The organism is Candidatus Cloacimonadota bacterium (assembly GCA_012516855.1).
In the GTDB taxonomy this organism is placed as follows: domain Bacteria; phylum Cloacimonadota; class Cloacimonadia; order Cloacimonadales; family Cloacimonadaceae; genus Syntrophosphaera.
Map to the genome: position 1 here is coordinate 65032 of JAAYWB010000058.1, position 13974 is coordinate 79005.

At 49.3% G+C, this 13974-nt stretch carries 8 protein-coding genes and 1 CRISPR repeat array; all 8 genes read left to right on the forward strand.

Annotated features, from left to right (window positions below; genetic code table 11):
- Positions 1-277 precede the first annotated feature (277 nt).
- On the forward strand, positions 278-1750 hold the full coding sequence (locus GX466_05750) for a sigma 54-interacting transcriptional regulator (protein ID NLH93710.1): 1473 nt from the start codon (positions 278-280) through the stop codon (positions 1748-1750).
- 1417 nt (positions 1751-3167) lie between these two features.
- Positions 3168-4748, forward strand: coding sequence for a hypothetical protein (locus GX466_05755; protein ID NLH93711.1), 1581 nt, complete (start codon positions 3168-3170; stop codon positions 4746-4748).
- Entirely contained in the window at positions 4745-6802 is a 2058-nt protein-coding gene (locus tag GX466_05760) for a hypothetical protein (protein NLH93712.1), read from the forward strand. Before GX466_05755 ends, GX466_05760 begins: the two co-directional genes overlap by 4 nt.
- Positions 6799-8046, forward strand: a complete 1248-nt coding sequence (locus tag GX466_05765) for a hypothetical protein (protein ID NLH93713.1) — start codon at positions 6799-6801, stop codon at positions 8044-8046. Before GX466_05760 ends, GX466_05765 begins: the two co-directional genes overlap by 4 nt.
- A gap of 3 nt (positions 8047-8049) precedes the next feature.
- A complete protein-coding gene (locus tag GX466_05770) occupies positions 8050-8502 on the forward strand; it encodes a hypothetical protein (protein ID NLH93714.1) in 453 nt (150 codons plus the stop codon).
- Positions 8489-9658, forward strand: a complete 1170-nt coding sequence (locus GX466_05775; protein ID NLH93715.1) for a hypothetical protein — start codon at positions 8489-8491, stop codon at positions 9656-9658. The genes GX466_05770 and GX466_05775 overlap by 14 nt, the downstream gene beginning before the upstream one ends.
- Before the next feature lie 111 nt (positions 9659-9769).
- Positions 9770-11398, forward strand: coding sequence for a hypothetical protein (locus GX466_05780; GenBank protein ID NLH93716.1), 1629 nt, complete (start codon positions 9770-9772; stop codon positions 11396-11398).
- A complete protein-coding gene (locus GX466_05785; GenBank protein ID NLH93717.1) occupies positions 11398-13059 on the forward strand; it encodes a hypothetical protein in 1662 nt (553 codons plus the stop codon). Before GX466_05780 ends, GX466_05785 begins: the two co-directional genes overlap by 1 nt.
- An 89-nt stretch (positions 13060-13148) precedes the next feature.
- Positions 13149-13966: direct repeats of the CRISPR family, unit length 36 nt; unit sequence GTCTCAACCCCTCCCGGCAGGGGAGGTCATTTCAAG.
- Positions 13967-13974: the final 8 nt, after the last annotated feature.

The window sequence follows — 13974 nt, forward strand, 5'->3', positions numbered from 1 at the left end:
ACGCACTCGAGCGCTAAGGGACTGACTAACAGGACATTGTGGCGGGTTAGAAGGTATGACTCCCTTTCTAATCAAGTAACTGTTTGATCTCAACTAGAAAGCAGCTTTATCCGCTCTAGTTGAACATGAGTCTTTTGAAATGACCTCTCTTTACGGGCAGGATTTGGGAAAAGGACAGGGGTTTAGCATCTGCGTTTGCAAGGAAGCTTACGACATCACAATGAGGCTAGAATAAAATCCTTGACTTATAAGCTTTTTTATTCATGCTGGCTACATCATGAAAAAGATACTATTGACTTTTGCTGGCAATACCGACTGCAAGAACATTGAAACGGGAGAGGGCCCTATCCTGGACATCCTAAAGGAGCTTTACTTTGACAAGCTCTATATTCTTTACGATCAGGTCCGCTATGTACGTTGCGCTTCGAAAATCAAACAGTTTTGCGAAAAGAAGTATCCCGGATTAGTGGTGTGCTACCAAGTCGCAATGGTGGCCAATCCCACTGATTACAATCTGGTTTACCCAGCCATGGTGGGAGCCGTTAAGAACATCCTTAGGGAAGAGCAAGGGGAGGAAGTATCCTGGACCATTTCCGTCACTTCAGGCACTCCGGTGATGCATGCCTGTTGGGTGCTGCTGGTTCAGGGGGGTGTTTTGGACGCGCGGCTGATCCAGTCCTCTCGGGAAGAGGGTGTGAAAGTTATCAGTTTCTCCCTGGACGATTTTCCCACCATCACTACTCCACGTCAAAACAAGGTTCTCCTCACCCTGGCCGAAAGGGAGAACAAAGTACTTCGGGGCAGGCTTGGAAAAGGCTGGGAGGAGCTGATCGGAGAAGACCCCTCAGTGCTTGAGGCCAAAAAGAAACTGACCCTGTACTCGGAATATGATCTGCCGGTCTTCATTCACGGGGAAAGTGGTACAGGCAAGGAAGTGGCCGCCAATCTGCTCCATATTAATAGTCCGCGCAGGAATGGCCCCTTCATCGCGGTGAACTGCGGAACCATCTCCGAGACTCTGTTCGAAAGCGAATTCTTCGGCCATAAAAAGGGCTCCTTCACAGGATCATCGACGGACCGGGACGGTTTTTTCGTGCAGGCTGACAAGGGCACCATCTTTCTGGATGAGATCGGTGACTTGGCCCCGTCCAACCAAGTGAAATTCCTGCGGGTGCTGGATCAGATGACTATCCGTCCTTTGGGGGGAAAGGAAAGGAAGGTGGATGTCCGGATCGTCACAGCCAGCCATCGCGATCTGGAGGAAATGAAGAACACTGGGAGCTTCCGCGAGGACCTGTATTACCGGCTGGTGCAACTGGAGGTTGGTCTCCCACCCCTAAGGGACAGAGGCGCCGACATCATTCTGCTGGCCCGACATTTCCTAGATGCTTACGGCAGCCGATACAAGAGAAGCAAAGCATTTTCCCCCGCCGGAGAGAAAAAACTATTGGAACACAAATATCCCGGTAATGTGAGGGAACTGCAAAAAATCGTCAGGCTCGCTTACATCAATTCCACTGGAGACACCATAGGACCGGAGGATATTCTACTGCCTGCTACTGCCGGAAGAGAACTGAAAGTGGAAATTCCGGAAAAAGGGATTGACTTGATGAATGAGGTGATACCCGCTTATATGAGGGCCGCGCTGGCCAAGACGGGGGACAACGCAGCAGCGGCGGCCAGGTTGCTGGGCATGAAGCCGCACACATTCCGGGCAAGACTGAGGAAGCTGATAGAAAAAGTAAAATAAGTTACCGCACAAAGTAATTTATATTACGATTATCCTGGAGTAGCATACGGACGGTATTCTGTAACATTTTGTAGGGCAATGAGATGGAAATTGATTTGACAATGGCTTTGGTTCTGCTTAATATATAGGCAAACAATGAATATTTGGAGGAAATGACATGTTAGTGGACAGAGAGACTAGAAAGAGGGACGGCGGCAGCAGACCGGTTTCGGAGCCGGAATTGAGGCCCGGAGAGAACGTTCGGGCAGCCGGCGAGGCAGGCCCGCTGAACGGGCTTAGCCAAAGCCAGAGACAATTGAAGGCGTTAAGGAGAGCCTCATGAAAAAGAAGATTCTCACAATTATCTTTACCGGCATCCTGACTGTGGCATTTAAGGTGGCTGAGGCCGCCATCAAAGACTGGGTGAACAAGAAATATTAAGGAGACTCATAATGGGCAGAAAGATCTTGAAAGACTTCCTGATCGTGGCTGTGGGCTTCGGTCTGAAGGTCCTGAAAGACCTTCTGGAAAAAGAGATCGGAAAGCGCGTCAAGAGCTGACCGATCCATCCGGAACGCCAGTTACACCGGGGTTATCCTGGATGAAACCGGGTCAATGACCACCCGGGCAAAGCGTCCGCTTCGAGGCTTAAGCAGGACCAGAAGGAGAGAAGCATGAAAAAAACGCAAGGCCACAACCGCATGATCAAAAAAATGTTGGCTACACTAACAGCCTTGGTAGCGCTTGCCCTGCTGCGTCGCTGGCTGTCCAAACACCTGAATAACCAGAATCAACCAGAATAATCAAAGAAGGAAACATGTACCAACTCAACTCCCTGCTCAGATTCATGGCCATCATGGCGCAGCTGCAACAAATGCATCAGTTGAGCTTTTCCATGAATCAAGGCTCACCCCCCCCCGGGGTTGCCTCCAGTCAGGACGTGACCGAGGAAACGAGAGCCCTGGCCCGGGAGCAGCTTCGCCTCACCCCCGGGGAATCGTACAAGGCCTACGGGGAACTGCCGAGCCATGGACCTCGAACCCTCCGAAGAGAGATATTAGAGCTGATACAAGGACAACCGGCTTGAGTGAAAACATGAGTTTAAGCTGATGCTTCAATATCATTAAGATGCTTGGTTTCATTGCCCAGGGGGTGGCGATCATGGAAATACTCGGTGTGCTGGTAGCGGTGGTGTTACTGCATTATTTTATAAAGCTATTCGATAAATGAATAAGTTAAGTATTGAACCGATGCCATAGATGGCGGCCATCTAGTTAATGAAGAAAGCTTCGTTTGACGCAGGCAGGAATGATGCCTAGCTTGAAGCAGAAAAAAATATGTTGACAGAGAAGGCTAATTCTAAAAAGCATGAAAAACCTATGCAAGGGACCTTGATTTGGTGGATTCCCCTTGTGTAAGGTCTAAATATGGAGGATTAATGGCATATTACAGTGTGAAGATCGCTTCGCGGAAAGTGCAGAGGTTTATTTTCCAATCTCCCAAACTTAAGCATATGCTTGGGGCCAACAGCTTGGTTGGGGAACTTTTTTCCCATGACTTTTTCGATTTGAAACGGCAGGGAGAGTATGGAATAATCGAATTGGACTTTCCTTTTCAGAAACCTGAGGAATTCAATTCCAACAAAAATCCCGACAATCCCTGGTTGAATTTCAACCAAGGCATTGTTTCAGCTTCCGGCGGGCATTTTGAGGCCTTGTTCCAAACCGTGGATGACGCAGAGCGTTTTGCTCGTGAGGCAGCCCGGCGAGCAGGAACAAAGTGCCCCGGTCTGATGCTTGATTTTTTCCTTTCAGAGATCAATCTTGGCGCTCAGTTCAATCCACATGCTAAAAAGGATGAAACCAATCTGTTTTCAGATACGGCCATGACCGAGATAAGAGATAGGCTTGACACTTATGTCCCTGGCAACCCTTTCCTGCAAATGTCGGCGGACGGAAACCTTCCCATCTCCGCAGACGCTGCCCCTTGTGATGAAAAAAGGGAGCCTAGCGAGTATCAACATACCTTGGAAGAACAGGCAGACAGATTCTACGCGAACCGAACCCAAGATCAGCTGTCATCTTGGCGGCAACAGGTAATTGAGTCACTTAACATGGGGGACAAGTTCAAAGATTTTGAGGAGTTTTGCAAGCTCTCTTTGACCCCCAAGCGCAACCTGCTGGCGCTTCTCAAGCTGGACGGGAACGCTGTCGGACAAGGCTTTCTGGACTTCCAGAACAGTCTGCAGGGTAAAAATGTCGGAGAGGCCTTGGCCGAAATGGAGCATTTCTGGTATAAAAAGAGACAGGCGATGATGCGGATGATGCATTTAGCTGTTAAAAATGCAACCAATAGCCTCTTCAAAAAATACAACAAGCACGCCTTAGAACAGAAGACGCCTTTCATCATGCTGATGATGGGTGGTGACGACATCATGCTGCTTTGCCTGCCTGAATTTATCCATTTTTTCTTGCGGGAATTGAAATCTGAGCTGGAATATCTGAACAAGGCCAGTTTCTCCATGGGCATCGCCTTCTTCAAATACAGCTATCCTTTTTCACATGCCAATGAACTCGCGGAATCGTTGTTGGATTCGGCGAAAGTTAAATCCAGGGAAACCAATCCGCCGTCCAACGCGTTGGACTGGCATATTCTCTATTCCACCAAACCCCTGTCGATTGGGGAAATAAGAAGGAAGGACTACCTGATAGGTTATCAGGAGGGACTTCCGGATGTGCTTTCAGGCAAACCCTACACTCTCAGCGAGGGACTGGATTTGTTCGATAAAGCAGGTGACCTTGCCTATCTTATTGCCCAAAACAAAGATAATGAATCAGAAGATGCGGGCAAAAACAAATATAAAATGCTGCGAACCTCGATTTACAAAGGAAAGAAGCATGTCCAGGGACTTATCAGGGAATTGTTAGATCCCACGTCAGACTGGCTGAAGGAGGATAAGTTTTCACAAATGTTGGATGTGATAGAGCTTCTGGACACAATCCCGGAGGAGGAAAAATGATCTGGATCAGATTCCGCATAACCACGCTTGAAGACCTGCATGTGGGCGAAGGCATAAATAAGGCAGGACTTTACGACGACGGGGCAATCAAAGATGCCAAAGGCAACCCTGCCATCAGTAGCGAAACCTTCAAAGGCTTGTTAAGGCAATCGCTCCTGGAGTTGTGCGGCCAAGCAGAGGGATCGCAAAAAAAGGAATGGAGGGGATACTACCGCATGCTGTTCACTTTCAGCGGGCAGAATTCCCCCGATATCACAGTGGATGTCGATACTAACACTCTGGGTGAAGAGAATTACATTATCCACACCTTTACCGCCATAGATGACAAAAGTCGCACTGCTGCAAAAGGATCCCTGAGGAGTATCGAATGCGTCAAAAAAGGTGTTTGCTTTGATGGATGTCTATCCTACAACTCCCATGACAAGAACTCCAAATCCTTGCGCTCGTTCCTGGAGGATGGCTTGTGCAACATCACCTGGCTGGGCAGCTACAGGCGTCGTGGACTGGGCTCGGTGAAGATTGACATCCTTCCCGAAGCCGAACCGCCAGTCCCTAAATTTGTGTCCGGGTCGGACAAGCCAACGGGGAAAGTTGCCTTGTTGCTGCGTTTGAAGGATGACACTACTATTGCTGGCGCGGGTGAACAGGGCAACCATTTTCTGACCCTGGACCACATTCCCGGGACTAGCGTGTTGGGAATGCTACGAGTGGCAGTTGGAGCTGCCTGCCCCGAAAACCTGGACCTGCTGGGCGGTGGATGCAGGGTGGAAAACCTGTACCCTGTTCCCGAGGCAGTTGATGTTTTGGAAAGGTCCCGGGAGGAATGGGTTGTGCCTTATGTCTGCCCCGTTCCCATGTCGGCCAGAAGTCGGAAAGTTAGCGATATGTACAAAAACGTCCGCAAGGATCGGCCTCACTGGTGCTTCAAGCCGGAAGGACTGGACAGGCTGGAAACGCTTTTGAGCTGCGACAAATCATCGGATGACAAGACAGACGATTCAGCCAGCAAGAGTTTTGCGGGCGGCTACATTGTTTATTGTGGGGAAAACAACTGGCGGTTCCACAAGCCTTCGCAAAACTTGAAACTGCGCAACGCAATAGATTCCAGGACCCAAAAAACTGAAAAGAATTCCCTTCTTACCCAGGACAGCCTGGAAAAGGGCAATAGGTTTCTGGGTGTCATCTCATTCGATGATTCCGAAAATGCCGTAAGATTTATCAAAGCTCTGGAATTAGTTGCCAACAGGATTCGGTATCTCCATGTGGGCAGGGGGAGCAAGCCTGTTGAGATTGCCCGCTGTTGCCACATCTCGGCCAAAATCGATCCTCCACGCCAGTCTCACAAAGGCGGATTCATCCTAACATGCGTCTCTGATGTGATAATCAGGGATGCCAAACTTGGTTTCAGCCGAAGTCTCGATCCCCGCCTGCTGGATGAAATCCTGGGCCTGCCCGCGGGCACACTGGTTTTGAAGAAAGAATTTTCCTCCACCAGGATCATACATGCCTACCATGGCCTTGCTGGGGTGCGTCGCTTCCCGGCTCAGGCGATTTCAAAGGGCAGCGTATTCGTTTTTGGCTGTGAAAACCCGGAAGACCTGCCTGAAAAGCTGGCAAAACTTGAGGAACATGGATTGGGAGAACGCAGTAATGAGGGCTACGGACGGGTGGTTGTCAACCTCGACCTGCTTCAGAACAATGCCGGTAAGACCAAGGTAGTTACATATAATCCCGAGCCCAGTCCTTTGGCCCAGCAGCATGAGGAACTGCACAAGAAAAAAGATGAGATCATAAGAGAACTTGAGGCAATCAAAACCGATGAAGCCAAGGGTGTCAAGACGGTGTGCCTCAGGCTGTTCCAGATGATGCAGAGGGGCATTGATCCCCAACTCATGCGCAGTTGGCTGATAAAAGGAACCTCCAAGGATACAACCAAAAAGTACTTTGAGGGAATCGTCCCCGTGTTTGACAAATATTTGGGTGAGGATCGCAAGTATAAGGAAGCTTTCAGTCTTGCCCTGAAGGAATATGGCAACAAGAAGGAGAAAAGATGAACAGGAAATGCCTGAAACTGACATTTGAGTTCGATACGGCACTGCATATCGGTAGTGGAACCCTGGCCCCGGAAACCGGATCCTCCGAGGTTTTGCAAAACGGCGCGGGTGAGTATCTGATCCCTGGCTCCACCTTCGCGGGCCTCTTCTTTGAACGCCTGGCCAGGCTGAAAGGACGTGACAGCGAGGAGTATGCGAAGCTACAAGGCTCCAGGCAAGTCGAGAAAGATGAACAGCGGAGAGCTACCCATGCTTCTCCTCTGATATTCCGTTCAGCGACTTTGGCAAACGCGAATCTGATGGTGCGGGACCATGTGAAGATCGATCGCAGGTTGAAAAGTGCCGAAGATGGGAAGAAATTCGCCCACTGGCAGATATCTCCGCATTGGGATGGCAAACCTCTGCAGGTTGAAACCATGCTTGAGTTGGATCTCAATTCATATCAGGAGGACTTCCTCAACCCCCGGGGTGTCAACATTAAGAAGGCCGATATCCCCCAAACGGACCAGTTGTTGGACACCGTGTGTGAAGTTCTTGGTAGTTGGGCTCATGAAGGACTGTTTATCGGCGCCCATACCTCCTCCGGCATGGGTTGGGCTCATCTGGTGGATGCGGTGCTTCCAGCCGGAACTCCGGATCTGCCCAAGCCTACAAAAAAGGTTTTCAAGAAATGGAAAGTGGAACTCAAGGTGGGAGACGAACCGGACGGATACGGAACCAACGCCCTTCTGATTCGCGCTGGCGAAGGGGAGATAAGCTACCGGCTGGTCATTGATGAAAACGCTGATATCGACCCCTTTCTGGATGCTGTCTTCCTACATGATGGGCAGAAGCTGCTCATTCCCGGTTCATCCCTCAAAGGAGCCCTTTCCTTTTATGTGGAAAAATACCATGGCAAAGACGGATGGCTCAGAGACCTGCTCGGCCAGGAAGGTGAAACCGCGGGAAGGATTTTTTTCAGCGACCTGTACGCGGTTGATTTCCAGCCCAAGCATTTGCTCACGATCGAGCGCCATGCTGAGGATGAGTTTACCCGGGCGATCATCACCCAAGCGAAGTTTAACGAGGAACGGCTGTTTAGGACGGCTTTTTTGGGAGAAATCAGAGCATACGCTGATGATCCGCAGCTGTCAGATATTGAAAGCTTCGTCACTTTTTTCAAGGACCTGGCTGCCAAACGGCTGTTCAGCCTAGGCGCCCAGGCCTGCCATCCCGAGGTCTTTATCACCCCTTTGGAGGATTGAAGAATGTATTACAAAACCATGAACATCGATGAAATCAGGAAGTACTGTTCGGAAAATCCCGGTCTCTGGGCTGTTGGCGAAAGGGATTGGGACGCGGAGTCCTATACTGAGATGCTAGAGACAAAAGGCTGGAAGCCTGAACTGCCCCACGTTTTCTCAGTGAAGGACTTGACTCCCGTCCTGGACAAAATGGAATCAGTATATGAGCTGTTCCTGTACAACAGCAGTCGCCAGCTGCACCTCGTGCGCTGGGATAATTATGTTTTTCTGGCCCATGAATCCACTCTGGCATTCAGCGACGACAAACTCAGGTCATACCGCAGCATTCTCCGGGAAGGGGAAAGCCGCTATAGCTTTGCCGTTGGCTTGGGAGTTCTGGAAAACTTGGCCGACAGTTTTGATTATCTGTTTGACCCCGAAACCAATGAATGGAGGCTGTACCATGAGGAACTATAGCAGAGATAGAAGCCGATTCGGCAAAAATGGTAGCAAACCAAAAAAGCCGAAGAATCCCCAATATGATTTTGTGCCAGTGAAACAGGATCCAGCAAGACAGCTTGTGGATTTGGTTTACTTCAACGAAAACAAGAGGAATGACTTGTTTACCGGTGAAATCAAATGCAGTCTGTACGTACTCAACCACCTACTGGTGGGAAACGAGCATACGGATATAGATACGGATGGATGTGGAACCATAAATCCTTTGCTGCTGGATGAAGAAACCCTGCTTGTCAGCCCCTACTCATTAAAAGGATGCATCAGCAATTTCATTGCCCAATTGCTGCAGATACCAATGACTAGGATAAATAAACTAGACTTCAAACAACCCAAATACAAAATGAGAATAAGAAGAGACAAGCCAATAACCTCTGCCATCAAGGGATACTATCCATTTTTATCTGGAGAGTTAACGCATGCTAACAAGAAAAAACTGGGTATCCTGAGAAGCATGTTCGGCTATAGCCTTGATAGAAACGAGGAGAAACTGCTTGAGAAAATGTGTAATAAAGGCGGATACTGGCAGGATCATAGCGCAAAAGCGGCCAAGGTGCACTTCAACTACGCAGTTCATATTCCAGAAACGGGAACCATTGGGGGCTACGATCTTAAACTGGCTGGGGAACCCAAGGATACCCCAGAATATTTTGATCAACTGACCAATGATAACATTGTTATGAAGGGGAGAAAGGTGTACAGACGGTATTATGCCTGCCCCAAAACCACCGCAGACAAAAGCAATGTTTTGGAGCAGGTCGCTTCATATGATCCTGGCAAACTCTACCCGGTTTTCCGCTTCAAATGCCATTGTGAAAACCTGCTACCCGATGAACTGCGCTATCTGCTGTTTGCGCTTCATCAAGGGGAAAATGATTTTGATGCCACAATTCCAAAGGACAAACTGCCTGATAAGATCCGCAGCCATCAGATCGGATACGGCAAGAACTTCGGTTGGGGGGTCATAAAAATCACTGTCGACGATATCAACCCGCTACCACCTAAAATCGACTTCAGTGTCTGTGAGAACCTCCTCAAAGCAAATGTAAAATTAGCCGATAATATCAAGTATGATCCCCTGGGAAAGGAATATGAATGTCGAGCACGAAAACCTTGATCCAGAACCCGTGGACAGTTTGATAAGAGGATTGATGTTTCAAAAGGATAACCGCGTTCGGAGACCGAAAATGTTGTGGTATGAAGGCAAAATAGGGATGGAGGAATTCCGATGAAAAGATATCTATTCTTCACAATAGGGAATCGCGACCTGCAGGGCACTTATGAGATTTCGGTTGGCAAGAGGAGAAAGCCCATCAAGGTTGCAGAATTGGATCCCCAGGAACAGGACAGCATCTCAGTTTACCTCTCCGAATCATTCAAGGAACCAAAAAGAGATGAAAGGCTGGAACGCCAGTATCGCACAGGCATCACATTTCCAATCTTTTGTAAAACTTTGGAGTATTTGCATGAAAAGAGGATAACCAGGATTGATGGCTTGTTCCTGATCGCCACCAACCGCTCCAAGGTATTGCCCAAGCTTGAGGAGATAAAAAATGCTTGGAACGCGAATATAGAGGAAATAGAAAAAGATCCAAAATGGGTGGAGCTGGCTGACTATCTGGAAGATGGGATTCTGTATCACGCCAGGAATGACGCGACCAGCATAACCGCTCATTTCATGCAGAGACGGATCAAAGCCAACAACATCCCCATGTTGGGGATTTCCATAGATAATGTCTGGGTGCTGGATCTGGGTCTGTATGGCTCATTCGACCCCATCCTGAAATTGGATTCCGGGAAAAAAGCCGGTGTGGAAGTGCTTGGCAAAGCCGACATCAATACCCTGGATTTCTTTGAGTATGAATTGTATGAAGCGCTAAAACCTCATTTTGGCAGTCTTGAGAATTCCCGCATCTATCTGGGCACGCATTCCGGAGGCATGCCCATGATGCAGCGTGCTCTGGACAATGTTCTGCAAAGCGCCGTGAATTACGCGACTTATGAACGCATCTTCACCAGCGAGTACCTGAGTTACCAGATTGACAACCGGCTTCAGGGTAGGTTTCTGACCTGGCTGAAGAAAATGAATGACAACGTTTTGCGGCTTGATTTGGGAACAGCTCTGTATTATTGTGAAAGAATCCAGAATTCAAACCAAGGCCGCGCTGATTCCGACCACTTCGACAGATTAAACGCTTTGATCAGAAAAGCCATGAATTATAGCGCTTCCCGGGCAGGATGGTTCGAAGGGTTTGCAGCCCTGATTTTCAGGGGTCTTTACTCCATGAACATGAATGAAGTTATCGTATGGATGAAAAGCATGGCGGAATCGTCGTATATGAAGCTGCTTAAAGACCAGCAGGGCGTTCTCTGGGAAAAGATACAAGTAGAGGATAAGAGGGTAATTCACTTCCCAAATGCCCAAGGAAAAAAAGAGGATACGTCGATCCATCTCTTCATCCTGATCCGAAAAGTGGATGAGGAAAAACTGAGGAAGGCTTTTGAGGATTACATCAGCCTCTTTGTGAACCCGAATACGCTGGAAGATAGTTTGGAGTGGCAAAGGCTTGGCAATATCCGCAATGACCTCCTGCACAAAGGCAGGCCTGTTTATCCAAAGGACACGCAAGACTTGTTAACATTCATGCGAATCAATCCTAAAGACATAGCCAGAGCGATTGCAAATCTTCAAGACAACAACCTGGATAAAATCATTGAATTTGAATCCGCCTGCCTGACCAATGATTTTTTTGTGCCCTTGGCCAGAATAGCTGGATTCACCGGTACAATTCTACAGGAAAGAAAATGGAGCCAGAGGTTCTTTGAGGCTCTGCACCGCACGGCCACGGAGGACTGATGCCGGTAGTCCTTTTTGCCCAGATCGGGCTGGCTGATGTTCAATTCGTTCACAAATCGGAGAAACTCAGGATACCCTTCAACCAGGAGGACTTTTCCAAGCCGGACCTGACATCCATGCCTTTCACTCTGGATGACGGTTTTCCCGAAGCTAAAAAGGGTGAGAAGCTGTCCAGCCCGCCGGATGCCATCTCGCTGCCAAAGCTGCACAAGGCCCTGAGTGACCTTGCTGCGCGCGGTGTAACCCTGATCGACAGGCTTTTCCTGATTGCCACCTGGAGAGAGGCAGCCATGGAACGCCTGGCTGAGGCTTTGGATCAAGCGCTGGTTTCTTCTGCTGATCCGATGGTCCTTAAAAGCAAAGCTGACAGATTCAGGGAACAGGCGGAAGGGGACTTCACTCACGCTGCCGCGCAACTGGCAAAAAAACTTCTTTCAGGCCATCCCGGCCTGCTGCCCCTGCACATAGGCGAAATCACCATCCTCAAACTGGGTTCGGCCGGTTACTTTGACAGCCTGCCTCCACTGCCGGATAATCCCTCCCCGGGGGACCTGAGCCGTTTCGACATCAACCGGGCCGACTTCTTTGATTTTGAGTTTCTGGCCCTGCTGAAGCAATATATGGCAGAGTTGGGTTCCTCAACCCTCTATCTCTGCTCCTATGGAGGATTTCCCAACCTGAACAAATCCCTTGCCAAGGTGCTCTCCAGTCTCATCCCTCGTCCGGACATGGTCCACCTCTACGCCTCCGCGGACAGCGGCCATCTGAATCTAATCAACCCTCAGGACATGTTCCTGGAATTGCACTCGTCCATGAACAGAGCGGCTTTGGAGATGGACTGGATGATGGTGAAACATCTCTTTGTAGAAGCCCGCGCAGCCAAACCGGGATATTTCGGGGACAGTGAGATCGCGGCAATGGAAACGCTGTTCCTTTCACTGGAAGCGAAACAATCAGATCCACAAAACTGGTTCTCAAACTTCTTCACCCTCATCATGACCGCCCTCTATCGAAATGACTACAACAGCCTTTTGGTTTGGTTGAAATGCCTGACCGAGGCCGCCTTGTTGGGTTTGCTCGACCTGCCTGAAAACAAGCTTCATCACGGCTATAAGTTGATAAAAAACACCATCCTTTCCGATTACTTACCCCGTTTGAGGGGCAAAGGCAGCGTGGTCCTGTTTGAAAATGAAGCGGTGGTGGCCAAATTCAACGAGGTCTGGAACGCCTTTGAGGTCCCCGAAGCTGTGCAGTTCCTGCCCCAATACGGTGATTTGCTTTACGAGCCCAGCAAAAAGAAAAAAGGGGATTCAGGAAGGAGTTTTGAACCCAATCCGCACTACCAGAAAATAACCAATCTCAGAAATGACCTCATCCATAGCGGCAAACCCATCCCCCGCGATCCACAACTCATCGGCTCAATTATGGATTTCCTGGGCATTGCCAAAGATAAGCTTGACGCGGCGTTGCTGGCTTTAGGGGACTCTGACTGGAACACTCTGGCAGACTTCGAACAAAGGGTCCTGAACACAAGCAAGTTTTTCAACCTCACTAAATCCATCGCCGGAATCACGGATGCTGGCTGGCTGCCCCTGGAAAGGGTCTGCATGAAAGAATATCTTGGCATTGTGCACGGAACCCCAACCCCTGCCAGCCCCTGAATGAACCTACTGATACTCTTGTCCTCATAAACCGTCGCTCCGCGGCGGTTTTTCTTTTCCCTGATTTTCTCCAACTTCTCTATTGCGTGAATCATCCCCCTCCCGGCAGGGGAGGTCATTTCAAGCCCATTCCCATGGACGAGGAAGAGTGAGCTAGCTATAGTCTCAACCCCTCCCGGCAGGGGAGGTCATTTCAAGAAATCAATAAGTCTTGAAAATAAATGTTTCATAAAGTCTCAACCCCTCCCGGCAGGGGAGGTCATTTCAAGTTAAAATCTCTCAGCAGGAAGGGGAGAAGGCCGCTCTCGTCTCAACCCCTCCCGGCAGGGGAGGTCATTTCAAGTTAAAATCTCTCAGCAGGAAGGGGAGAAGGCCGCTCTCGTCTCAACCCCTCCCGGCAGGGGAGGTCATTTCAAGAAACTTTCGAACCTCGGTTCTACTTGTGCTCCCGGAGTCTCAACCCCTCCCGGCAGGGGAGGTCATTTCAAGAAGTTCAAAAAACAATACTCAAGTAAAAAAAAGGAGAGTCTCAACCCCTCCCGGCAGGGGAGGTCATTTCAAGAGAACAAGAGGATCTCATTGAAAAGATCCTCGAGTCTCAACCCCTCCCGGCAGGGGAGGTCATTTCAAGACGTTGTATAGCGTGTCAATCCGAACATCGGAAAGTCTCAACCCCTCCCGGCAGGGGAGGTCATTTCAAGTTTTACCCGATGGTAAGGAGAATGAAAAAATTTGTCTCAACCCCTCCCGGCAGGGGAGGTCATTTCAAGAAAATCCGTATGATTAACGCAGAGTATAACAGAATGTCTCAACCCCTCCCGGCAGGGGAGGTCATTTCAAGGCTTGCCGCAATTACGCGGCCGCCCGCGCCGTCTCAACCCCTCCCGGCAGGGGAGGGCATTTCAAGGTGAATAC